The 22,932-nt window shown below is 47.9% G+C and carries 20 protein-coding genes and 1 pseudogene; 10 read left to right on the top strand and 11 right to left on the bottom strand.

What is annotated here, in order from left to right; all coding sequences use genetic code 11:
* The first annotated feature begins 22 nt into the window (after positions 1–22).
* Positions 23–1,021, top strand: a complete 999-nt coding sequence (gene dgcN, locus FM037_RS17685; RefSeq protein ID WP_144047061.1) for an N-acetyltransferase DgcN — start codon at positions 23–25, stop codon at positions 1,019–1,021.
* Positions 1,018–2,043 (top strand): N-acetyl-D-Glu racemase DgcA, encoded by a 1,026-nt coding sequence (dgcA, locus tag FM037_RS17690; RefSeq protein WP_144047062.1) that lies wholly within the window; start codon positions 1,018–1,020, stop codon positions 2,041–2,043. The genes dgcN and dgcA overlap by 4 nt, the downstream gene beginning before the upstream one ends.
* Positions 2,044–2,122: 79 nt before the next feature.
* Here the strand turns inward: dgcA and FM037_RS17695 are convergent, their stop codons facing one another.
* The 3 genes from FM037_RS17695 to FM037_RS17705 all read right to left on the bottom strand — a co-directional run bounded on the left by FM037_RS17695 (position 2,123) and on the right by FM037_RS17705 (position 7,041).
* The gene (locus FM037_RS17695; protein ID WP_144047063.1) at positions 2,123–2,560 is read right to left on the bottom strand and encodes a hypothetical protein; all 438 of its coding nucleotides are present in this window, start codon (positions 2,558–2,560) and stop codon (positions 2,123–2,125) included.
* Between the two features lie 131 nt (positions 2,561–2,691).
* Positions 2,692–4,779 (bottom strand): DmsC/YnfH family molybdoenzyme membrane anchor subunit, encoded by a 2,088-nt coding sequence (locus tag FM037_RS17700; RefSeq protein WP_144047064.1) that lies wholly within the window; start codon positions 4,777–4,779, stop codon positions 2,692–2,694.
* 57 nt (positions 4,780–4,836) lie between these two features.
* On the bottom strand, positions 4,837–7,041 hold the full coding sequence (locus tag FM037_RS17705) for a molybdopterin oxidoreductase family protein (protein WP_144047065.1): 2,205 nt from the start codon (positions 7,039–7,041) through the stop codon (positions 4,837–4,839).
* Between the two features lie 273 nt (positions 7,042–7,314).
* Here FM037_RS17705 and eco point away from each other — a divergent pair, with 273 nt between their 5' ends.
* The 6 genes from eco (at position 7,315) to FM037_RS17735 (ending at position 10,911) form a co-directional block, all read left to right on the top strand.
* A complete protein-coding gene (gene eco, locus FM037_RS17710) occupies positions 7,315–7,920 on the top strand; it encodes a serine protease inhibitor ecotin (protein ID WP_144047066.1) in 606 nt (201 codons plus the stop codon).
* A 281-nt stretch (positions 7,921–8,201) separates the two neighbouring features.
* Positions 8,202–9,188, top strand: coding sequence for a DMT family transporter (locus FM037_RS17715; protein ID WP_227992526.1), 987 nt, complete (start codon positions 8,202–8,204; stop codon positions 9,186–9,188).
* A gap of 224 nt (positions 9,189–9,412) precedes the next feature.
* Positions 9,413–9,817 carry a hypothetical protein gene (locus FM037_RS17720; protein ID WP_144047067.1) on the top strand — a complete coding sequence of 135 codons (405 nt, stop codon included), beginning with the start codon at positions 9,413–9,415 and terminating at the stop codon, positions 9,815–9,817.
* Positions 9,818–9,877: 60 nt separating this feature from the next.
* Positions 9,878–10,084, top strand: coding sequence for a hypothetical protein (locus FM037_RS17725; protein ID WP_144047068.1), 207 nt, complete (start codon positions 9,878–9,880; stop codon positions 10,082–10,084).
* 10 nt (positions 10,085–10,094) lie between these two features.
* Positions 10,095–10,595, top strand: coding sequence for a superoxide dismutase, Ni (gene sodN, locus FM037_RS17730; protein WP_144047069.1), 501 nt, complete (start codon positions 10,095–10,097; stop codon positions 10,593–10,595).
* Between the two features lie 22 nt (positions 10,596–10,617).
* Positions 10,618–10,911: a S24/S26 family peptidase gene (locus tag FM037_RS17735; RefSeq protein ID WP_144047070.1), complete on the top strand. Its 294-nt coding sequence runs from the start codon at positions 10,618–10,620 to the stop codon at positions 10,909–10,911.
* 348 nt (positions 10,912–11,259) lie between these two features.
* On the opposite strand, the gene FM037_RS17740 is transcribed toward FM037_RS17735, so the two are convergent.
* Positions 11,260–11,685 (bottom strand): AAA family ATPase, encoded by a 426-nt coding sequence (locus FM037_RS17740; protein WP_227992557.1) that lies wholly within the window; start codon positions 11,683–11,685, stop codon positions 11,260–11,262.
* A 125-nt stretch (positions 11,686–11,810) separates the two neighbouring features.
* On the bottom strand, positions 11,811–12,533 hold the full coding sequence (gene cobB, locus FM037_RS17745) for a Sir2 family NAD+-dependent deacetylase (protein ID WP_229380937.1): 723 nt from the start codon (positions 12,531–12,533) through the stop codon (positions 11,811–11,813).
* 294 nt (positions 12,534–12,827) lie between these two features.
* On the opposite strand from cobB, the gene fur reads away from it, so the two are divergent.
* On the top strand, positions 12,828–13,259 hold the full coding sequence (gene fur, locus FM037_RS17750; protein WP_144047073.1) for a ferric iron uptake transcriptional regulator: 432 nt from the start codon (positions 12,828–12,830) through the stop codon (positions 13,257–13,259).
* Between the two features lie 57 nt (positions 13,260–13,316).
* Here fur and FM037_RS17755 read toward each other — a convergent pair whose 3' ends face one another.
* Positions 13,317–13,817 carry a GNAT family N-acetyltransferase gene (locus FM037_RS17755; protein WP_144047074.1) on the bottom strand — a complete coding sequence of 167 codons (501 nt, stop codon included), beginning with the start codon at positions 13,815–13,817 and terminating at the stop codon, positions 13,317–13,319.
* A 169-nt stretch (positions 13,818–13,986) separates the two neighbouring features.
* Here FM037_RS17755 and FM037_RS17760 point away from each other — a divergent pair, with 169 nt between their 5' ends.
* Positions 13,987–15,624 carry an FMN-binding glutamate synthase family protein gene (locus FM037_RS17760; RefSeq protein ID WP_144047075.1) on the top strand — a complete coding sequence of 546 codons (1,638 nt, stop codon included), beginning with the start codon at positions 13,987–13,989 and terminating at the stop codon, positions 15,622–15,624.
* A 33-nt stretch (positions 15,625–15,657) separates the two neighbouring features.
* Here FM037_RS17760 and FM037_RS17765 read toward each other — a convergent pair.
* From FM037_RS17765 to sucA, 5 genes and pseudogenes are all read right to left on the bottom strand, one after another.
* A pseudogene (locus FM037_RS17765) lies at positions 15,658–16,580 on the bottom strand (AEC family transporter).
* Positions 16,581–16,655: 75 nt separating this feature from the next.
* On the bottom strand, positions 16,656–17,528 hold the full coding sequence (sucD, locus tag FM037_RS17770; protein ID WP_144047076.1) for a succinate--CoA ligase subunit alpha: 873 nt from the start codon (positions 17,526–17,528) through the stop codon (positions 16,656–16,658).
* Positions 17,528–18,694 (bottom strand): ADP-forming succinate--CoA ligase subunit beta, encoded by a 1,167-nt coding sequence (gene sucC, locus FM037_RS17775; protein ID WP_144047077.1) that lies wholly within the window; start codon positions 18,692–18,694, stop codon positions 17,528–17,530. Before sucC ends, sucD begins: the two co-directional genes overlap by 1 nt.
* Before the next feature lie 113 nt (positions 18,695–18,807).
* Entirely contained in the window at positions 18,808–19,998 is a 1,191-nt protein-coding gene (gene odhB / locus FM037_RS17780; RefSeq protein WP_144047078.1) for a 2-oxoglutarate dehydrogenase complex dihydrolipoyllysine-residue succinyltransferase, read from the bottom strand.
* Between the two features lie 32 nt (positions 19,999–20,030).
* Positions 20,031–22,853, bottom strand: a complete 2,823-nt coding sequence (gene sucA, locus FM037_RS17785) for a 2-oxoglutarate dehydrogenase E1 component (protein ID WP_144047079.1) — start codon at positions 22,851–22,853, stop codon at positions 20,031–20,033.
* Positions 22,854–22,932 lie beyond the last annotated feature (79 nt).

Genomic DNA, 22,932 nt, shown 5'->3' on the forward strand with positions numbered 1-22,932 from the left:
GCTAAATAACCTTAAGGCTAATATGAAAATAACAGCACCATACTTACTCTTCCTTGGTGATGCCACAGATAAACTCTCCATCAAAATGGCTCAGGGCGTTGCCGATTGGCGTCCGGATCTGTGTGTCGGCCAACTAAGGTTAGTAGGCTGTGAAGTCTCCGCTGGTCTGCAGGATATGGGCATAGAGGAAGCCAGAGATAAGGGGGCCAATACCTTTGTACTCGGCTTTGCCAACTGCGGCGGCACGATAGACACCAGTTGGGTCCCCTATATAATTAAGGCACTGAACGCCGGTCTCCATATCGTCAGTGGCTTGCACGATAAATTGACTGACATTGCCGATATCAAACGAGTCGCGGATGAGAAAAACCTGCAGCTTATCGATATCAGGCATCCCCAACAAAAGTTCACCACAGGTAACGGTGTCAAGCGCACAGGTAAGCGTCTGCTGACTGTGGGCACCGACTGCTCTGTGGGTAAAATGTACACCTCACTCTGTTTAGAAAAAGCGATGTTACAACGAGGTCTCGATGTCGATTTCAGAGCGACAGGCCAATGCGGAATTTTGATCGCAGGTCATGGCGTTGCTATCGATTGTGTTGTGGCCGATTTTATCGCCGGAGCGAGTGAATCTCTCTCTCCTGATAACCATGATGACCATTGGGATATCATTGAAGGTCAGGGCTCATTGTCTCATCCGGCTTTTGCCGGCGTTAGCTTAGGGTTATTACACGGCTCACAGCCAGATACTTTAGTGATTTGCCACGCTTTAGGCCGCGAGTCCATGAGAGGATTGAGCAAGTGTTTACCCCCATCAATTTCTGACACATTAACGCTCAACTTAAACGCTGCAAAGTTAACCAACCCGGCAGCGAAAGTGATAGGTATCGCAGTTAATACCTCAAGCGTGAGTGAAGATGAGGCCATAAGAGTCTGCGAGAAAATAGCCAAAGAATTCCACCAGCCTTGCGTCGACCCTTTACGTCACGGCGTCGATAACATCATAGAGTGTTTACTATGAGCCTCAATTACAAGATCCATACACAAGCCTGGCCACTGGCGAAAGAATTCAGGATCTCCCGAGGCGCAAAGACACAAGCCGATGTGGTCGTGCTGATGCTAACAGATGGAAAACACACAGCCTGGGCTGAATCCGTACCCTACGCCCGATACGGTGAGACTCTTGCCTCTGTTGTGGCTCAAATTGAACACATCATGCCCTCAGTCCATAGCGAGCTGACTGGTGGCGAATTACTGACCATAATGCCAGCTGGGGCGGCGAGGAATGTCATCGACTGTGCCCTATGGGATTTAAAGGCTAAGCAGGCTCAAACCAATGTGCACACACTGCTTTCACTGGCATTGAAAACTGAGCTCAATACGGCGCAAACCTTGAGTCTCGATGCCCCGGATAAAATGGCCAAAGCCGCCGGTGAACTGAAAACGAATCCTCTGATAAAAATCAAGTTAGACGCGGATGATATCCTGGGAAAAATGCAGCAAATCCATCACTCGGCTCCAAATAGCCAATTTATCATAGATGCGAATGAAGCCTGGAATATCGATATTTTAACCGACATTCTGCCCAAATTAGTGCCACTCAACGTCGCCCTCATCGAGCAGCCCCTACCCAGCGAGCAAGATGAATTACTCACAGGATTTAAGCCGGCAATCCCTCTTTGCGCCGATGAATCTTGTCATGTGGCAGCCGATCTCAAACATCTGCAGAATAAGTTTCAGGCGGTCAATATCAAGTTAGATAAGACAGGTGGACTTACCGAGGCCGTTAACTTGATGCAACAAGCTAAGCAGCGAGGATTTATCATAATGACAGGCTGCATGGTGGGTACGTCTCTCGCCATGGCTCCCGCCTACCTTATCGGCGCTTACTCATCCTTCGTGGATCTCGATGGCCCTTTATTACTGGCCAATGACAGAGCTGACGGATTTAGCTTTAACAGGGGCTGCATGTCTTCAGCTTCCGCTACGCTTTGGGGAAGAGCCGATAATAAGCAGATGATGGAACATCTGCATTTGATCTAGATACAGGGCTAACAAGATGACACTGAAAGCCAAAGCTCATCTGTGTCGTCTTGTTCGTTAAACACTGACAAGCCTGCGCTTAACCTACCTTAGGTTGCTCCGTCCTAGGTTTCCATTCCCACCACTGCATCTGCTCGTCACCTTGTTTGCCTGGCTGCTTATCCGATACCAGTTTAGAAGCCTCTCTCTCATCAGACTCTTGCTTATAGGAGCGGGTCTGATAAATATCCCAGGTGATCAGGTAGTTTGGGTCGGTCACAGTGACGCCCTCGACACTGGTGTGGAATTGTCCTTTGGGAGCTGTAAACCAACATGACAAATCTGTGGGGATTAGGAACTGCTTACTTCCCTGACCCGAACTCTCCTTTTCGAACAGGGCTATGCCGATGCCTTTTTCTGCATCACAAGAGCTTACCTTTCCCGCCAACAGAGATTGCTTGAGCATCTCCCCTTCGGCAGTAAAGTAGGTCAGTCCAATCAAGCAGGTCTTCTCTATGGTCATGTCCAATGTCAGCATACTCACCTCGTGTCTACTCGTTATTCTTATCATGGCTATATTTATTGTTCTGGCTCTTCTTTTAACTCTGAAATCAGCTGTTATTATCTTGCCCTAGCTCTAGGGCAAGAAGCATTTGCTAATGAGCTAAGTTAATGGGCCAGCGGCGCCACACCACAAGCCGGATTATCCGCTAAACCTATGTCTCTGGCATGTTGCTCGAATCCCTTGTTCTTCCAGAAGAAGGCGCCGGGCATGGTGGTAGGTATCACTAGGTTATAAAACAGCGCGCGACCTATGACGGCACTGATACAGTTAATCAGGGCGATAACTGACCAGGCAAGGAATGCCCACAGGTTAACGCCTACCGGCTCTGAGGCTAGCCCTTGGGTATTGAACAAGCCAAGTTCACCCAGGGCCAGTAATGTCAGGCCGGCAAAGATAATCAAGGTCAACATCAGGTTACGTAGCTTGTAAGTCTTGCCGAAGGTAGTGCACTGAATATAGTGCGCCGCGCCGCCCTCATTCTCACTGGCATTGAGATCACGGTTGTGACCTATCAGACCTATGGCTTCGAGCACTACGCCAAATAACCACACACCTCCCAGTAGCTGTAAGGCGGGCAAGAGTGGCAGAGACAATGCGGCGAGTGTGCTCAATATCATCACGCCGCTCACCATGGCCCCCAAGGACACGCTGTTACCCACAAAGCTAGTCACCGTCTGCCAATGATTCCAGAACGGACGCGCCTTGATCTGATAACACTGATTCATGTAATACAGGCCCGTGGCGCCGGCGATAGCGGCAAAAATTCCCGCCCCCAGGGCCAGGTTAACCAAGGGCAAGGCGCCAGTAAGCCCGGGGAGTTCGATGTCGAAGCCCGATACCAGCAGCTCATTAAACCAGGTATTCGTGGCTAGCAGGCACACGGCCATCAAGCCGAGTCCGGCGCTGAACAAAGCCAGGCCTAATCCTTCACGGCTCATGGGTGAGTAACGCAGGTTGTTAAACCCACGATAGAAACGAAAAGGTTTACCTAGATGAGTCACGCTCATAAACAGGCCAAAAAAGGTCATAAAGAGCGATGTAACCACCAGTACTAACATCATGTCTGAGGCCATAAACAGCTCAAACGGCTCGACCCCGGCCAAGGCCGCCAAGAAGGGGACCATAAAGGTACCCAGGGCAGCCTGAGCAAACAGGGTAAACAGCACCAGAGGATTCTCCCGACTGTTGAGTTTGGCCAGATTCCAGTGTTGCTGCCTGCCCACTTTTTGATCCCCCTTCTTATCAAGAATAGGCTTATATTGGCCATCACTTCCCTTATGATATTTTATTGGCATGGAGTCGGTACGCGTCATCTCTTCCGGCATAGACTTGGTCTGCTGGAAACGTATGTTGGGCCGCGTGATTTCCGGTGACGGGAAGCCAGGAATGCTGGTCTTACATTGCTCACGGCTCTCCGGCGTATTCTCAATCACACCGAAATCCAGTGCATTACCCACACAGGCTGAGACGCACGCAGGCTTGAGGCCCACTTCCAACCTATCGACACACATGTTGCACTTAGACACTCTTCCCTTAACCGGATCCAACTGAGGCGCATTGTAGGGACACACCCAGGTGCAGTAGCCACAGCCGAAACAGGTTTCAGGGTCCTGCAACACGGCGCCATACTCGGCATGCTTGGTATAAGCCCGGGTCGGACAGCCCTTGAGACAGACGGGATCGTCACAGTGGTTACAGGCCATGGAGATGTTCATCCGCTTATAATCTGGATATGAGCCCCCCTCCACATAGCCAACCGAGCGAAATGCCAGATGAGCTGGCGTGTCATTCTTCTCGGCGCAGGCCGACTCACAGGCATGACAACCGATACAGTTGTCTGCGGTAAAGAAGAAACCATGCTGCTTGTTACGATCCGGATTTGTGCCGACTGCCGGATTATCGTTGATAAACATGGAACGGCCCACCGGATTGTCGGTCAACTCCACCAAATCGATACGTTTGCCGTAGCGGTTCTCTATCTCGCTGTCGGTCTTAGGCAGATAGGCATAAGCTTGTTCCTCGGTGCGAACTTCCCAATGATTTGAGCGACCCAGCTGCTCTTCGCCTCTCTTAGGCAAAGCGTTCGCTTTGGCCACCTTTATGCTTGAGCCGGTCTCCGGGGTAAATAGCCCTACCCCCGCCTTGTCATTGCCACTGTGCAATTTGCTGCCTTCAGTTATCTGTGATGTCATTATCTCGTCCCCAGCCTTAAATCTCAGGCTTCAAATTCGCAAAATTATTCCGTCACCCTAAAATGCACGACGCTCGACGTTGATCCGCGCCGCTTCATCTTGATCGATCGGCTCTATTCGCGTGCTGCACTGCTTAAATGCTGGCTGACGTGAATAGGGATCGAGTAAACCTAAGGTGAGACGGTTGACACAATCGTGGTAATGAAACGGGATAAACACCATGTTACGCGGCACCCTGTGGGTCAACTGCACCATCACTACGGCATCGCCGCGACGACTCGTGAGGCGCACATAGCTCTGGTGTTCGACCCCAAGCTCTTTAGCCGCGTCTGGGTTCATCTCCATGTACGCCGTTGGGCTGAACTTGTTGCAGTTGCCTATCTTGCCCGTACGGGTACGGGTATGAAAATGCTCCACCACCCTGCCGCTATTAAGCCAGAAGGGATACTCGTCACAGGGCTGCTCGTTGTTGTTATAAAAATTAATGGGCAGCAGATTTGCCTTACCTGACTGAGTCGGAAACAGGCCATCGCTGTAGAGCCTGGCTGTGCCTTTGAGACCTTCATCTTGCTCTCTAAATGGCCACTGAATGCCTCTGGCTGCCTCGATTTTCTCATAGGTCATGCCAGAAATATCTAAGTGACGCGGACCGCCATGGGACAACTTGCCCTTAGACAGGTATTTCATCTCTTCGAACGCCCCTTCCGGTGTCGCGGGAAAATGGATCATCTGACCGTTATCGAAGCGCTTGGCCAGCTGATTAAAGATCCAAAAATCTGGCTTAGAATTCTTAAAGGGAGGCAAGACATTACAGATCAGGTTAACCCTGCGCTCAGTGTTAGTGTGGGTGCCCTCTTTTTCGGCCCAGACTGATGCAGGCAGATACACATGAGAATACTGGTTAGTCTCAACATCGCTATAGACGTCTTGGATAACCAGAAAGTCTAGCTTCTCAAGCGCCTTACGGATACGCGCCGTGTTGGGCATTGAGGTCATGGGATTAGTGGCCACGATCCACAGGCCTTTTATCTCTCCAGTCTCGATGGCTGGAAAGATATCGGTCTCGGCCAGGCCGCGTTTCTTGGGAAAGAACTCAGGATCTATGCCCCAAAAATCGGCTATCTCGTTTCTGTCGGCTTCATTTTCCAGATAACGATATCCGGGTAAGCCCGAGCAAGATGACCACTCTCGGGTGCCCATTGCATTACACTGACCGGTTATCGATAAGCTGGTGCCACCTGGCTTACCTATATTACCGGTTATCATATTCAGGTTATTGATGTTGGCCACACCATCTGAGCCATGGGTAGATTGATTTATCCCCATGGTCCAGATGCTCATGGCCGTCGGTGCCTTAGCATAAATTCTCGCCACATTACGTATGGTATCTTCGTCTATGCCGCAAATGTGTTGCGCTTGCTTAGGATTATAGTCCTGCACCAGTGCCTTAACCGCCTCGAAGCCTTGGGTATGGGCGTCGATATAGGCCTGATCTTGCAAGCCTTCATTGATGATCACATGCAGCATGGCGTTGATCAGCACACAATCTGTACCTGGAGTGATCGGCAGGTGAATATCGGCAAATTGCGCCAACATGGTCACTCTGGGATCCACCACGATCAAAGGAAAATGTCGCTTCTCCAGCGCCTCTTTCAGGCGCCAATAGATGATAGGATGTTGCTCGGGAAGGTTGGAGCCAAAAGCCATCAGACAGTGGGTATGCTCGAAATCATCGTAACACCCCGGCGGACCGTCGGCGCCGAAGGAGCGCTTATAGCCGCTGACCGCGGACGCCATACATAAGGTGGTATTGCCGTCGTAGTTATTAGTACCGATCACACCGCGGGCAAGCTTGCCTAACGTATAGAACTCTTCGGTCAACAACTGGCCGGAAGAGACGATGGCAAAAGAATCGCGGCCATACTTGGCTTGAATATCTTTGATCTTATCGGCCGTGGTATCCAGAGCGTGATCCCAGGAAGTAGGCTCAAAGTCTTCGAAATGCTTGTCTCTTATAAGAGGCTCTGTTCCCCTGCCCGGACTCTCGAACAACTCGTGCTCTAAGATCCCCTTGATACAGAGTTTACCCCGATTCACATCGGCGCCAGCATGGCCTCGGGTGGTGACAATCTTGTTCTGCTCGTTTAAGCCTATCTCGATAGAGCACCCCGTAGAGCAATAATTACAGGTGGTGTACTTCCACTGTGCAACTTTCTTGCTGGGTATCACGATAGGCTTTCTTTTTTTACGACCAAACAGCATAAAATTCGCCCCACATTGAATAGATTCTATTTTATTTTTGCTTTATCTCAGCAATGATCATAACAATGCAGCCCTCATGCCAAAATATTAAACCAATAAAATCAATTAAATAGATATAATTCAGTTTCGATTGATGTACATTTTCGGTGCTTTCGCTTTAAAGTGGTGCACTTCTGGTTTTAAAATAAATTAAAATAGTTAACCCCTTTTCATTTTCCGGTCGTTTATAAGGGTATCTAAAACAGAAACAGCCATTTTTTTCTTGGAGATTTTATGAATTCATCGACACTCAACGCCGCTAAGAAAGCATTGACCATCACATTTTCAGCAGGAAGTATCTTAGCCGTGTCGCTATTATCTTTTAATGCAGCGGCCACCAGCCCTGCTCATCCAACGGATCTTAACTCTAGTGGTCACAACCAAAATATCATCACATCTCAGGCCTTCTCTTCATCCAATTACCAAGTCCAGGACGTGACTAAGATGTTTCCTGCACCAGAAATAGGCATGGTGCAACACATACTCACTCTGCCTAAACTAGATGATGAGTCGAACTACATGGTCGAGATACAGATAGGCCAAACTCAGATGGTGGACTGTAATGGCGGGAGCCTGTCGGGTGACTTGCAACAACATTCGGTTCAAGGGTGGGGATATAACTATTACCAAGTTGATTCGATCACTCAGGGACCAACGACAATGATGGCGTGTTTCAAACAAGCCAAAAAAGAGGCTTTTGTGCCAATCAGTACAGAGCTGAAAATCAGGTATGACAGTCGTCTGAATAAGGTATTTTATCTGCCCGAAGGCAGCGAACTAAGATATCGAGTCTGGGCGGTTGAGAGCCAATTCAGCACCTCAAAGCTAATGAGTGAATAATTAGCACCCAATATTGGTTATACATTTCACTACACGCATTAGTGACTAATTCCCCATACATAAATGCCAGCTAGCTAAGCTGGCATTTTACCCTTCACTTACTCCTTAGAGCCTTTCTCCGGGCAAACAGCAATTTATCTCTAACAGTCCTGGTCTGATGATTGGCTCATTTATTCTCGATTATCTACTATCGAATGGTATATTCTAGCTAAACCACTTAGAACATAAGCCTTATAACCAAGGTAAACACTCATTCGAATCAACAAGGATCTGATTAACTCTTGAGTAGACTTAACATCAGCCTCTACACGATTTTGGCCCTAATAGCGTTCGCGGCTAACTCAGTCCTGTGCCGCCTGGCATTAGGCGATAACACCATAGATGCGGCGAGCTTTACTTGGGTTCGGCTACTATCCGGAATGTTAGTGTTAATCATTATCTTAGCTTTCACTCGCTCAAGCTTAGGATCTAGCTTTAGCCGCACTGAGAGTAAGAGCCCGAGCCAAGATGAACAAGATAACCTGCAAGGGACATCTGCGGCCGACGCTTTGAGTCTGTCGAAGTCGAAAGCAAAAGGCAGTTGGCGAGCCGCTATATTGTTATTTATCTACGCGATAACCTTTTCCTTCGCCTATATATCATTGGCCACAGGCATGGGCGCCCTCATCTTGTTTGCCTCGGTGCAACTCACTATGGTTATAGCCAGTCTGCTCAGCGGTAAAAAACTCCACTATACTGAGTGGATCGGACTGATAATGGCTTTTTGCGGGTTCATTTACCTGGTGATGCCGACACTCGCGACACCTTCACTGTCAGGTTTTATCCTGATGACAATATCTGGCATTGCATGGGCAGGTTACACTCTGATGGGGCGAGGCTCCGCAAGCGCACTTGGAGATACCAGCTATAATTTTCTGCGTACCTTACCTTTCGTTATCCTCTTAATCCTGGTCACATTTCAAGATGCTCAACTATCAAATACCGGCCTGGCATTAGCCATAGTGTCCGGCGGGCTCGCCTCGGGGATCGGCTACACCATCTGGTATATTGCACTGACAGGTTTGAGCTCGATACAAGCGGCAGTGGTACAGCTAGTGGTGCCTGTTATCGCGGCTATTGGCGGTATCATATTTGCGGGTGAATCAATATCGATGCGCTTGATACTCGCCTCTGCGATGATCTTAGGCGGGATCTTATTTCTGATAGTAGGAAAATATGTCCTTGAGAGCCGTGGTTCGCGCCATACTAAAGAAAACGAAAGCAATTAAACATCTCTGTTAAGCATCTGAACAGAGACTAAGCTTCCTCAGGCTCAACATCCAGATATCCTCAGTCTCTAACCCCGCTGCCCATTCGCCCTCATATTACTGTGCAACAAATGTAAATGTTAGATTTATCTATTGTACCGCCCTTTACAAATCCCTTCTCACGAGCATAATGATATTGATTCTTATTTGCATTTATCACTTATAGATATTGAAGGAGTGAGGGTATGGATACATGGAAACAGCTGATTTTTGAGGCCAACCAAGCTTTTCAGGCTGGTGATTGGCAGGATGCCGAACATCAATATTTGGTCGCCGTGTCGAGAATTAATCACCTCTATGCCGAATACACCAACAATGAACAGGTCATGATGGCCTGGTTAGCCAGTTACCATAACCTGTCTGAGCTCTATGGCAGACAGGGAAAAGCCGACGCTCAACTTAGCAATATCATGATCCCTTATCACCAATTAAGAAATCGACTCATCACTCAAGCAGATAATAAGCCCATCTATGCCGCGATCCTGCATGGATTGAAGCTTAGCTGCAAAGAGTTATACCTATTCCAAAAGAGCCAATTACAGGGATCTAAATGTATCGATATGAACGCTTTGGCTCCGGTCATTCACTAGTAACAAGCCTATCTCAAACCAGACATCTGAAACCCACTTAATAGTTAAGGTCAAGTACCCATGAAGCAAAGATTCTCAGCAGTATTCACATTCATATCCACCCTGCTTATCGCCCCAACGGCCTTGGCACATCCGGGACATGATCATGCTCATTGGTCATCGTCTATGGTCCATCTGCTGTGGATTTTGCCCGCCGTGGCGGCCCTGGGACTCGCCATCACTATGTACCGTCGAAAGAAAGCCGCGACTCGATCAGACAGCAAATAAGGGGGCTAACATGTTTTATAATTTATTGAATAAACTCGACAGTAAAGCGTCTTTTAAGCGTGCCTCGGCCCACTGTGATATTCCGTGCAAGATTTACGATCCTATCACGGCTCAGCTGGCGGTATTGACTATGATCCGCATGGTCGACTTACTCGAAGAACTCAATGCTAAGTCATCTCTGACGCCCAATGAACAGGCTCAATTCGGCCGTTTAGTCGCCGAAAAAGAAGTCCATGGCCACAAGGTAAAAGATGAGATCACTATTATCTGGGGCGACTACATCAAGCAGCCTCAGCTGGATCAATTCCCGCAGCTCCATGAGCTGAGTCACAGCATCATGTTGGCGGCATCTAAAGCCAAACAGCATATCGATCGTGATGCGACTCTGCTACTGCTGGAAAAGGTCAATCGCTTCGCCGAGATATTCTGGGAGACCAAAGGGGTTAAGACTTATCAGGCCACCTGCCCTTATCCGCCCGCAGAGACCTTGATTTACCCACAATTAACATAGCGATTAAGCTTAAGGAGCACTCATGTTTGGGATCAATCTATACCGTATTGCCGGAGTCAGTATGCAGCCGCGTATTCCTGCCGGCAGTTTCGTTCTCTGCATGAGCGCCTTTTCTCGAACTCGTTTAACACTAGGTGCAGTATACCTTTTCGATCACCCCAGACTAGGTGAGCTGATCAAGACCCTTGTCAAAATAGACTGTGCGGGTAACCTCTGGTTCAAAGGAGAAAACGATACCAGTATATCCAGCCAAGAGATGGGCCCCATAAGAAGTGGCAGAGTCATAGGCAAGGTCACCCTGATCATATCGGCCTGAGATGCTAACTCACTGTCTAGCGATTAACCCATTTTAAGTTAGTCATTCAAAGATACTGACAACTTAAAAACCTTACCTCGAATCATCAATTGTAACCTAGGACGCTATTTGTTAGCGTTAAGTCATGACAGCATTTCATATCACCAGAATACATACATCAAGAGGTATTTTCAGGCTGAGCGGCCACTGGGCTCAGACACTGGAGATATCTGCTATCGAATTTATGGGCACAGATGGCTGGGTAGGACTAAACTTAGCAGATGAAAATTCCCGCCAATTAATGCTCTATTTGGAGCAGGAAATTCTAACCCATTTACGGTCGCAACATCCGACTGATATTTACTAGAATTAGAAGACTTCGAACTGTCTGGCCATTCTCTGTATCTGGGCTAACGGTACGCCATGGTTATTTCGCTTGGCGCATTCAGCTTGATGAGCAGGGTCATGAGGTTCACCTATTAACACGATGCGAACCTGATAGCCCAAGGCCTTCGCCGCGGCTTCGTAGGCCATAAACTCCCAGTAAGCCATATTAGTATTATCACAAATAACTAGAGGCTGAGAAACCGATAGCGCATGAATAAATCCACTTAAGTTGCGCTGATGAAACTCGGCCAAACATTTAGCATCGAACCTGTACTCATCCCCTACATAGAACAAACTATCCGTCGAGAAATAGCCCTTGCTCCGAATGTTCATGGCGACTTCGAGTGTTTGACTGCCAATAAACTCATCGACCCAACGAGACTTACCGCTGCCGGGAAGACCGCGCATGATTATCACTAACTTTTTCAAATTCTGACCTTGTTTATCTTCCTCTTTTGGCAGAGTTCGACTCAGGGCTTCTTCCATCTTTAACTACCTCGGCTATTACGACATTCTATTTTCAACCCAATTTCTTAGCGATTACTGATCACAGTCCCCGACAAGATATTATCGACCAAGTCTGGCACTATTTCACTGGCCTTACCCTGCAGATGATATTGAAATTGACTGTGACGGTCTGCTTCGACCAAGTTGACTTCAACGGTTTGAGCGCCATGGTGATTAGCAGTATCAACAAAGCCTGCGGCCGGATAAACGGTGCCTGAAGTCCCTATGGCGATAAACAGATCACAATTATCTAAAGTATGTTGAATGCGGTCTAGGCCAATGGGCATTTCACCGAACCAAACCACATGGGGCCTTAGCCTCTGGGCCGGAATACAGCAAGTACACGTATGCTCGGGGCCAAATGGGTCTTTGAGTAAAAAGGTTTGACGGGAACGCGGACAACGTCCTTTCGACAACTCCCCATGCATATGCAATAAACGGTGTGATCCCGCTCGTTCGTGTAGGTCATCGATATTTTGAGTGACTATCAATAGCTCACCATCAAATTCTCTCTCGAGGCGCGCTAAGGCATTATGCCCTGCATTCGGTTCCACATCTCCACTATGCAGCTGACTCCAACGGGCATTGTAGAATCGATCCACAAGCTCGGGATCTCGCGCATAACCTTCCGGCGTCGCAACATCTTCAATTTTATGTTCTTCCCATAGACCATCTTGATCTCTGAACGTTCTTAAGCCTGATTCTGCTGAAATTCCAGCGCCGGTTAAAATCACTATCTGCCGATACATTTTCATTCCTTCCATACTCTTTTTATTCTTATTAAATATAACCCGACAAGCCTGACTCAAATATCTGACACACGATATTATGCATTAGTATAAATACAATAATAACAATACAAAATGTAAGCTTAAATCGCATGCTTTATCTCTGATTTATAGCGATTTATTGTATTTGCTTTGATAAAGGTGAGATAAAGACCTTCAAAGGTTTAAGTTTTTAATTTTACCTCTATAATAGATCTTAATATCCACTATTGAACCGATAGTTAAACTGATGGTTCTGCAATCAAGAGATTAGTAATGACAGATGGAAATCAGGCGCTAAAAAAAGCGGGTTTGAAAGTTACCTTACCACGAGTCAAGATTCTAGAACTGATGCAAGGACCCGAAAATCAACACATCAGTGCTGAGGATCTGTATAAAAGATTACTCGCGTTAGGTGAAGAGATCGGTCTTGCCACCGTGTACCGTGTACTCAACCAATTCGATGATGCAGGTATCGTTACCCGCCATCACTTCGAGAGCGGCAAGGCAGTTTTCGAATTGGCGACTAAACATCACCACGATCACCTCGTTTGCTTATCATGCAACAAGGTCATCGAGTTTTCAGATGATCTGATCGAGACTCGACAAGATGAGATTGCCATGAAACACAACATAAAACTCACCAACCACAGCCTATACCTATACGGTGTGTGTACTAATGATGAGTGTGAACACAACGACGCTTAAGACACACTAAGTTTCATCCTAAAAGAACCAGCCCTCGAGCTGGTTTTTTTGTGCCTATTAAAGATGCTTGTGAAACACATTCACCTTGTGCCCCATAAAACGGTCTCTATTTCTATGCTCCATCCCAAGCTTTTTGACCAGGTTTTCAGACCCTTTATTACCCAATAAAATGAGAGCAATCGCTTCATGGACTCCAAAGTCTGGAAACGACTCTAATGCCGACTTCCCCGCTTCAAAGCCATAACCTTGGCCCCAATATTCTGGCAGATAACGGTAACCCAGCTCGACTTCCCTAAATTCAGTAATATACTTAGGTCCACAAAATCCAATGACTTTCTTATCCGCTTTATGCTCTACGGCCCAACGGCCGTAACCAAACTCTTCGTAGTTGGCAATGATGATATCTGAAAGAATCTGCTCAGCTTGATCGACCGAGGTCATCGGCTCGCCGGGAATGTAAGTCAAGATCTCTGGTATGCTGTTAAGCAAGAATAGGGTGTGAATATCCTTAGCTTCAAATTGTCGTAAAATCAACCTATCCGTTTCAGCAATGATCATATAATCCCTTAATTTGAGGCTAATGTTTGAACCCAGTACATCTAAACACAATTTAGTGCAGCGAATCTAAATTAGTAACCAATTTATATACCTGTTAGTTTTTTATCAATATAATCCCATAATAAAGCGTATATTTTGCTCGGTTCCGCACGATTAACAAGGAAGCAATATGACAATAATGCAATTGATTTACTGGCTAATTGCCAGTGTAGGTAACCTGTTAGCCCTCTTTTTTTTAAGTACAAGCCCCCTATCCGTATTGCTATTAGTATTCACAGCCTGCTACACAGTAATCGGCTTTTATGATCTCAAATTTAGCTCCCACAACTTAAACAGACTCTACCCTGTAGTCGCCTACCTTCGCTATTTCCTCGAGTCCTATCGGGTCGAGATCCAACAATATTTCATCGCAAATGACACAGAAGAGCGCCCCTTTAATCGAGAGCAGAGATCCTTGGTTTATCAGAGAGCCAAGAATATCCGTGACACCATCGCCTTCGGTACCCAGAGAGATCTGCTGGAAGAGAACTATCTTAGCCTCTGGCATTCACTGTCCCCAAAAAAAATAAGCGATGAGGTGAAACGCATCAAATTCGGCGGACCCGACTGCACTCAACCCTATGAAGCATCTTATTTAAATATATCAGCCATGAGTTTTGGCTCATTAAGCGCAAATGCCATCGAAGCCTTGAACCTTGGTGCCAAACAGGCCGGCTGCTTTCATAATACGGGAGAAGGCGGCGCAAGCCCCTACCACCTAAAACACGGTGGCGACATAGTGTGGCAGATAGGCTCAGGACTATTTGGTTGCCGTGATGATGAAGGCAATTTTGACCCAGACTCCTTCGAAACCATGGCTAAGCGACCACAAATAAAGATGATTGAAATAAAGCTCAGCCAAGGTGCAAAACCTGGCCACGGAGGCGTGCTACCTAAGGCTAAAATCACCCGGGAAATCGCCGAAATTCGTCATATCCCCATGGACAGAGACTGCGTATCTCCGGCAGTAAACCCAGAATGTACCACTCCCATAGATCTGCTTAATTTTGTTGCGCGATTAAGAGAACTCAGTGGCGGTAAACCCGTCGGTTTTAAACTTTGCATCGGCAACCCCGCCGAATTTCTCGGGATCTGTAAGGCTATGCTGAAGACAGGGATCACCCCGGACTTCATCACAGTCGACGGCGCTGAGGGTGGCACCGGAGCCGCACCAGTTGAATTCACGAACCGACTCGGCATGGTGTGTCTCGAAGCCGTGTATTTTGTTCACAACGCCTTAATCGGCGTGGGATTAAGAGACAAAATCCGCATCATAGCCTCGGGGAAAACCGCCTCGAGTTTCGATCTGCTCACGAAAATTGCCCTAGGCGCCGATACGGTTAACGCCGCGCGCACCATGATGTTGGCTCTGGGATGTATTCAGTCCCGTCACTGCAACACCAATCTGTGCCCCACTGGCGTCGCCACCCAAGATCCCGCCAGGGCCAAAGCAATCAATGTGCAGGAGAAGAGTTTAAGGATTAAAAACTTCCATCACAATACCCTAAAGAGCTTCTACGAACTCGTCGGCAGCATGGGCTTAGATGATCCCGCTAAGCTGCTCCCCCAGATGATAAAACGCCGCTCCCCCTATGGCCTACTGATGTCTATGGGTAGCCTAATCAAACCCGTAGCGCCGAATGCGCTGATTGAAAACGGTGAACTGGATGATGCCTGGCAGATCTGGTGGAAGACCAGCCGAGCAGAACAGTTCTACGCCGAAGATGTGTTCTTCCTCCAGCCTCCTGAATTCAGGCATCAGGCCTAAAGCATCTAAAAACTAATATTTAAGCGTCTAGGCCTATAACAAGATCCACAACCAAAATCCGAAACTAAACACACAGAGCACAGTCGATAAGACGACTGTGCTGGCCAATACTGATTGCTGCACCTTAAGCTGAGTGGCAATCAGATAGGCATTCACACCCAGCGGTGAGGCACTGAGCAGCACTACTAGCGCCAAACTATCCCCTACCATGCCCAAGCCATAATGTCCGAAACCGTATACCAGAGCCGGCAACACTAGCAATTTAATTGCGCATGCCAAGGCCGAAAATACCCACTCCTGACTGATGCTATAAAAACTCAGGTTCGCCCCAAGACGAACAAGGCGCAGGCCAATGCTGGCTCAGCCAGCAGACTGAGTCCGGACATCAGCTCATCGGGCAGCTTGAGCCCCAAAGCATTAATGATCATTCCCAGAGAGATACTCATCACAACAGGATTAAATAAAATTGAGCGGGTGAAGCTGGACCATGAAAAAGCTTGTCCTGACGCTCTAGAGGAAAGTAAGAAGGTCATAGCAAACAAGAGCGCACTATGAAAGGTGATGATGACAAACACATTACCCATCATAGACTCACCCAACGCCGCGATGATGATGGGCAGACCCACTAGAATCGTGTTGGAATAACTGCAGCCTAAAGCGTAGACGGCACTTTGGGCCTGATTTTTACTACTCCGGCTAAAGAATTTACTGGCCACAAAACCTATGCCATACACGGCAAGAACAGGCAGATAAAATGCCACCAGCTCGGTGATGTTCAGACTCTGCTCTAGGGGTGCTTTATACATATTCAGGAACAAAAAGGCCGGAATACTGATATTAAAGGCAAATTTACCTATACCAGCTAGATGCTCACGGCTGAAGTATTTGATATGAGTCAGCAGGTAGCCCAAACCCACCATGAAAATCAACGGAAAAATAACGGATACGATAAACATAATTAACTCAAAGCATCAGTAAAAAATGGCAACAAAAAAGGCGCCCGAGGCGCCTTTTTAAATCGGAAGGACTAATTACCAACCAGTTCTTGTACGTAGTGCTTTACCGATATCGGCAAGTGAACGAACTGTCGTTACGCCTGCAGCTTCAAGCGCGGCAAACTTATCTTCAGCTGTACCTTTACCACCGGCGATGATTGCACCGGCATGACCCATACGCTTACCTTCAGGTGCTGTTACACCGGCAATGTATGAAACAACAGGTTTAGTCACGTGAGCCTTGATGTACTCGGCCGCTTCTTCTTCAGCAGTACCACCGATCTCACCGATCATGACAATCGCTTCGGTCTGTGGATCGTTCTGGAATAACTCAAGAACGTCGATGAAGTTAGTACCAGGAATTGGATCGCCACCGATACCAACACAAGTAGACTGACCGAAACCTTCATCGGTAGTCTGCTTAACCGCTTCATAGGTCAGCGTACCTGAGCGAGAAACGATACCGACTTTACCCGGCTTGTGGATGTGACCAGGCATGATACCAATCTTACACTCACCAGGAGTGATAACACCTGGACAGTTAGGACCGATCATACGCACGCCAGTCTCTTCAAGCTTAACTTTAACCTGAAGCATATCCAGAGTCGGGATGCCTTCTGTGATACAAACGATAAGCTCGATGCCACCGTCGATAGCCTCAAGAATGGCATCTTTACAGAAAGGAGCAGGTACATAGATAACAGATGCAGTAGCACCGGTTTCAGCGACAGCTTCTTTAACTGTGTTAAATACTGGCAGACCAAGATGAACTTTACCGCCTTTTCCAGGTGATACACCACCAACCATCTGAGTACCGTAATCGATAGCTTGCTCAGAGTGGAATGTACCTTGACCGCCGGTAAAGCCCTGACAGATAACTTTAGTATCTTTATTGATTAAGACAGACATTATTTGCCCTCCGCAGCTTTAACAACTTGCTGAGCCGCGTCAGTAAGACTCGTGGCAGCGATGATATCGAGATCTGAACCAGCCAATACTTCACGGCCAAGTTCTGCGTTAGTACCTTCAAGACGGACAACAACAGGTACGGTTACACCGACCTCTTTAACTGCACCGATAATACCTTCAGCTATCATGTCACAACGCACGATACCACCGAAGATGTTAACCAATACTGCTTTAACGTTATCGTCAGACAGAATGATCTTGAACGCTTCAGCTACACGCTCTTTAGTCGCTCCGCCGCCAACATCGAGGAAGTTAGCAGGGTTGCCGCCGTGTAGGTTAACTATGTCCATGGTACCCATGGCAAGACCTGCGCCGTTAACCATACAACCGACGTTTCCGTCTAGTGCGACATAGTTAAGCTCGAACTTAGCAGCATGTGCTTCACGTGCATCATCTTGTGATGGATCGTGCATGTCACGGATTTTAGGCTGACGGTACAAAGCATTACCGTCGATACCAATCTTGCCATCAAGACAGTGAATGTTGCCTTCGTCGGTGATAACCAGCGGGTTAATCTCTAGAAGTGCGAAATCATGGTCTTCAAACATCTTAGCTAAGCCCATGAAGACTTTAGTGAACTGCTTCATCTGAGTCGGGTTTAGGCCCAACTTGAAGCCAAGATCACGAGCCTGGAATGACTGAGGACCTGTCAATGGATCTATGATAGCCTTGTGGATCAACTCTGGCGTATTTTCAGCCACAGTCTCAATATCAACACCGCCTTCGGTAGAAGCCATGAATACCACACGACGTGAAGCGCGATCGACAACGGCACCTAGGTACAATTCGTTGGCGATGTCGGTGCAGGTTTCTACTAAAATCTTAGCAACCGGCTGACCCTTCTCATCTGTCTGGTACGTTACCAGATTTTTACCTAACCAATGTTCGGCAAACGCGCGGATCTCGTCTTTAGAGCTAGTAACTTTAACGCCACCAGCTTTACCACGGCCACCTGCATGTACTTGACACTTAACAACCCAAGTGTCACCGCCAATCCTTCCAGCAGCTTCAACGGCTTCTTGTGGTGTATCACAAGCAAAACCTTCTGACACTGGCAAACCATATTCGGCAAATAGAGCTTTTGCCTGATACTCATGCAAATTCATGATGATCTATCCATATACTTCTTATCAAATTTAACTGGCTCTTTCTGGGCCAGTAACGAGGGTAATACCAATCACATCCTGAGACGTGACTGGTATGGTGTCACTGTACTTTTTTATAAATCTAACAGTAGACGAGTTGGATCTTCGAGGAAGTCCTTAATGGCAACCAGGAAGCCAACTGACTCACGACCATCAACAATACGATGATCGTAAGAAAGTGCCAGGTACATCATGGGCAGGATTTCAACCTGACCATTGACTGCCATAGGACGATCCTTGATGGCATGCATGCCCAAGATCGCGCTCTGTGGCAGGTTCAAAATAGGTGTCGACATTAATGAGCCGAACACACCACCGTTAGTAATGGTGAAGTTACCGCCAGTCATGTCTGCAACGGTTAGCTTGCCATCACGACCCTTGACTGCCAATTCACGCACATTACGCTCGATATCGGCAAGGCTCATGGTGTCGGTATCACGCAGTATAGGCGTAACCAGACCACGTGGTGTAGAAACCGCGATGCTGATATCGAAATAGTTGTGATAAACGATGTCATCGCCATCGATAGAGGCATTCACTTCAGGGAAACGCTTCAGCGCTTCTGTCACTGCCTTGATGTAGAAAGACATGAAGCCCAAACGGACACCATGACGCTTCTCGAAGATCTCCTGATACTGCTTACGGATATCCTTGATAGGCTGCATGTTGACTTCGTTGAACGTCGTCAGCATGGCTGTAGAGTTTTTAGCTTCCAGAAGACGTTTAGCAATCGTCTTACGTAGGCGTGACATAGGCACACGCTTCTCGCTACGCTCAGCCAGAGGCGCTATAGCAGCTGGTGCACTTGCAGCAGGAGCCGGTGCAGCCTTGGCATTCTTAACGAAGGCTTCGACATCTTCCTTAGTGATACGTCCGCCAACACCAGTGCCTTTAAGCTTACTGGCATCGATATTATGCTCTGCAATCAAACGGCGAACCGATGGGCTAAGGGCGTCATTTGACTCATCACTCGCTTCAGGAGTTGCGGCTTCGGCTTCGGCTTTAGTCACTTCCTGGCCCGCTACCACCCCCGCAATAAACTTGGCGATAACGACTTCACCAAGCACTGTGTCACCCTCTTCGGCCAAGAACTCGGAGATTGAACCATCTTCGGGAGCAACCACTTCGAGTATAACTTTATCAGTCTCGATATCGACGAGGTTCTGATCGCGAGTGACTTGTTCGCCAGCTTTCACATGCCAAGTGGCAATGGTCGCATCGGCAACAGATTCTGGCAGTACGGGTACCTTAATTTCGATACTCATTATGAGCTATCCTTTTTATAAATTGTCTGTTACTACAGTTTTAATGCTGTTTTGATCAAAGAGTCTTGCTGCTGAGCATGCAACGCAGGATAACCACACGCAGGGGCAGCTGATGCTTCACGACCGGCATAGGTTAACTCTGCACCGGCTGGGATTGAACCCCAGAAATGATGCTGACTACAATACCAAGCGCCCTGGTTTTGCGGCTCTTCCTGACACCAGACAAAATCTTTGACATGCTGGTATTGGGCTAATGTCTCTAGCATCTCTTCACGCGGGAACGGATAAAGCTGCTCCACACGGATAAGGGCGACATTAGTGATATTCTCTTTACGACGTCTCTCTAGCAGTTCGAAATAGACCTTACCGCTACAGAAGACCACGCGATCCACCTTGCTGCTATTCAGGCTGTCCATCTCAGGGATAACATTCTGGAATGTTCCCTCTGCAAGCTCTTCCATGCTGGAAACAGCTAATGGATGGCGCAGCAAAGATTTAGGAGACATCACGATCAGAGGACGACGCATAGGACGTACAACCTGACGTCTGAGCATGTGATAAACCTGAGCCGGTGTCGATGGTACGCAGACCTGCATATTGTGATTCGCACATAATTGCAGGAAACGCTCCAGACGAGCACTCGAATGCTCTGGGCCCTGACCTTCATAGCCATGGGGTAGCAACATAGTCAGACCACACAAGCGGCCCCACTTCTGCTCACCAGACGAGAGAAACTGATCGATGACAACTTGGGCACAGTTGGCGAAATCACCAAACTGAGCTTCCCATAAGGTCAATCCCCCCGGCTCAGCCGTAGCGTAGCCGTATTCGAAAGCCAGTACAGAAGCTTCAGATAAGACAGAATCAGTCAGGTCAATCGGGCCTTGCTCGTCGGCAATGTTGCGTAGCGGCATATAAGCCGATGCATCATTTTGATTATGCAGAACCGCATGGCGGTGGAAGAAGGTACCACGACCCGAGTCCTGACCCGTGATACGGATACGTTTCTTGTCTTCGAGAATAGACGCGTAAGCCAGAGTCTCGGCGAAACCCCAATCGAGCAGCTTCTCACCTTTTGCCATCAGGGCGCGATCTTTGTAGATCTTAGCCACGCGAGATTGCAACTTGTGAGATTCAGGCACGTAACTGATCTTATCCGCAAGATTGCGAATACGATCCATCGACATCTGAGCCGGATACTCTTCATCCCACTCTCTGTTGATGTAAGGTGACCAGTCGACCGAATGCAGTGTCATAGGGCGCCATTCATCGACCACACAATCTCCGTGATCTAAGGCATCACGATAAGCGTTGATCATCGCAGTGACTTCATCGGCGGCCAAGGTATTCTCGGCAATCAACTTATCGGCATAGATCTTACGCGGCGTAGGATGCTTCTTGATCTTGGCATACATCAGCGGTTGAGTCGCGCTCGGCTCATCGGCTTCGTTATGGCCATGACGGCGATAACAAACCAGATCGATAACCACATCTCGCTTAAATTCGTTACGATAATCGACGGCCAGCTGAGAGATGAAGGCAACAGCCTCCGGGTCATCGGCATTAACGTGGAAAATCGGTGCCTGCACCATCTTAGCGATATCAGTACAATACTCTGTTGAGCGAACATCGTCCTGATTCGAGGTGGTGAAACCTACCTGATTATTAATCACGATACGTATGCTGCCACCGACCTTGAAGCCGCGAGTCTGAGACATGTTGAATGTCTCCTGGACTATGCCCTGACCTGTGATAGCCGAGTCACCATGAATGGTGATAGGCAAGACTTCGAGGCCATCATTACAACCGCGACGATCCAGACGAGCACGCACCGAGCCCATGACGACCGGATTAACGATCTCCAGGTGTGATGGATTAAACGCGAGGGCTAAGTGAACATTGCCACCGGGCGTCTTAAAGTCGGAGGAGAAACCTTGATGATACTTAACATCACCCGAACCATTGAGTGCGTCGCTATGCTTACCGGCGAATTCGTCAAACAACTCAGCAGGTTTCTTGCCTAAGATATTAACCAGTAAGTTCAGACGACCACGGTGAGCCATGCCCACGACGACCTCTTTGGTGCCGGCTTCGCCCGCACGATAGATGATCTCGCGCATCATAGGAACCAGCGCATCGCCACCTTCGAGTGAGAAACGTTTTGCTCCTGGGAATTTCGCGCCTAAGTATTTCTCCATACCTTCAGCGGCGTTCAAGCCTTGTAGGATACGGGTTTTAGCGGTTTTGTCGTAATTAGCTCTACCTAAAGAAGGTTCTAACCTTTGCTGGATCCAGCGCTTCTCGTCAGTATCTATCATGTGCATGTATTCGGCACCGATAGCGCCACAATATGTGGCCTTCAATGCGTGTACAAGATCCACTAGCTTCATGGTTTCGCCACCATGAGCAAATGAGCCTGTATTGAATTCACGCTGCATATCTTCGCTTGTTAAGCCATGGAAGGCCGGGTCCAGTTCAGAAACCTTATCACGTTTCCACAATTCCAGAGGGTCGAGATTAGCGTTCTGGTGGCCACGGAATCGATGAGCGTTGATCATCTGCAGGACTTTAACTTGCTTAGCGTCGACTTCAGGATCTGTCACACGGGCTGAGCCCTTATGACGTCCTTCGAGCGCTAAACTACGAAAATAATCACGTACTTTAGAGTGGGCTGCTTCGGGTACATCAGCCGATGCGCCGTTGGCATGAGGGAGGTTATCAAACACCACTTGCCAGTCTTCGGAAACAGACTGAGGGTCTTCTTGATAGGCTTCATACATCTCTTCTACATAGGTCGAATTAGCACCGTTTAGGTGTGATGATTCGAGCCAGGCTTTCATGATGCCTTGGTGCATTTCTATTCCTTTCAAACTTTATACACGTGTTTAGCCGAAGTTTTGTAAATGCACCCTTCGTCGTAGATAAAAATAGACT

The organism is Shewanella psychropiezotolerans, assembly GCF_007197555.1.
GTDB lineage: Bacteria > Pseudomonadota > Gammaproteobacteria > Enterobacterales > Shewanellaceae > Shewanella > Shewanella psychropiezotolerans.

Excerpts from the sequence above, each read along its gene's own strand:
- FM037_RS17700 (WP_144047064.1), bottom strand. The coding sequence starts at position 4,779 with ATGACATCACAGATAACTGAAGGCAGCAAATTGCACAGTGGCAATGAC.
- sodN (WP_144047069.1), top strand. The coding sequence starts at position 10,095 with ATGTTTTATAATTTATTGAATAAACTCGACAGTAAAGCGTCTTTTAAG.
- cobB (WP_229380937.1), bottom strand. The coding sequence starts at position 12,533 with ATGTATCGGCAGATAGTGATTTTAACCGGCGCTGGAATTTCAGCAGAA.
- sucC (WP_144047077.1), bottom strand. The coding sequence starts at position 18,694 with ATGAATTTGCATGAGTATCAGGCAAAAGCTCTATTTGCCGAATATGGT.
- sucD (WP_144047076.1), bottom strand. The coding sequence starts at position 17,528 with ATGTCTGTCTTAATCAATAAAGATACTAAAGTTATCTGTCAGGGCTTT.
- fur (WP_144047073.1), top strand. The coding sequence starts at position 12,828 with ATGACAGATGGAAATCAGGCGCTAAAAAAAGCGGGTTTGAAAGTTACC.
- FM037_RS17720 (WP_144047067.1), top strand. The coding sequence starts at position 9,413 with ATGGATACATGGAAACAGCTGATTTTTGAGGCCAACCAAGCTTTTCAG.
- dgcA (WP_144047062.1), top strand. The coding sequence starts at position 1,018 with ATGAGCCTCAATTACAAGATCCATACACAAGCCTGGCCACTGGCGAAA.
- dgcN (WP_144047061.1), top strand. The coding sequence starts at position 23 with ATGAAAATAACAGCACCATACTTACTCTTCCTTGGTGATGCCACAGAT.
- FM037_RS17725 (WP_144047068.1), top strand. The coding sequence starts at position 9,878 with ATGAAGCAAAGATTCTCAGCAGTATTCACATTCATATCCACCCTGCTT.
- FM037_RS17755 (WP_144047074.1), bottom strand. The coding sequence starts at position 13,817 with ATGATCATTGCTGAAACGGATAGGTTGATTTTACGACAATTTGAAGCT.
- FM037_RS17740 (WP_227992557.1), bottom strand. The coding sequence starts at position 11,685 with ATGCGCGGTCTTCCCGGCAGCGGTAAGTCTCGTTGGGTCGATGAGTTT.
- FM037_RS17695 (WP_144047063.1), bottom strand. The coding sequence starts at position 2,560 with ATGCTGACATTGGACATGACCATAGAGAAGACCTGCTTGATTGGACTG.
- FM037_RS17735 (WP_144047070.1), top strand. The coding sequence starts at position 10,618 with ATGTTTGGGATCAATCTATACCGTATTGCCGGAGTCAGTATGCAGCCG.
- FM037_RS17705 (WP_144047065.1), bottom strand. The coding sequence starts at position 7,041 with ATGCTGTTTGGTCGTAAAAAAAGAAAGCCTATCGTGATACCCAGCAAG.
- FM037_RS17760 (WP_144047075.1), top strand. The coding sequence starts at position 13,987 with ATGACAATAATGCAATTGATTTACTGGCTAATTGCCAGTGTAGGTAAC.
- odhB (WP_144047078.1), bottom strand. The coding sequence starts at position 19,998 with ATGAGTATCGAAATTAAGGTACCCGTACTGCCAGAATCTGTTGCCGAT.
- eco (WP_144047066.1), top strand. The coding sequence starts at position 7,315 with ATGAATTCATCGACACTCAACGCCGCTAAGAAAGCATTGACCATCACA.
- sucA (WP_144047079.1), bottom strand. The coding sequence starts at position 22,853 with ATGCACCAAGGCATCATGAAAGCCTGGCTCGAATCATCACACCTAAAC.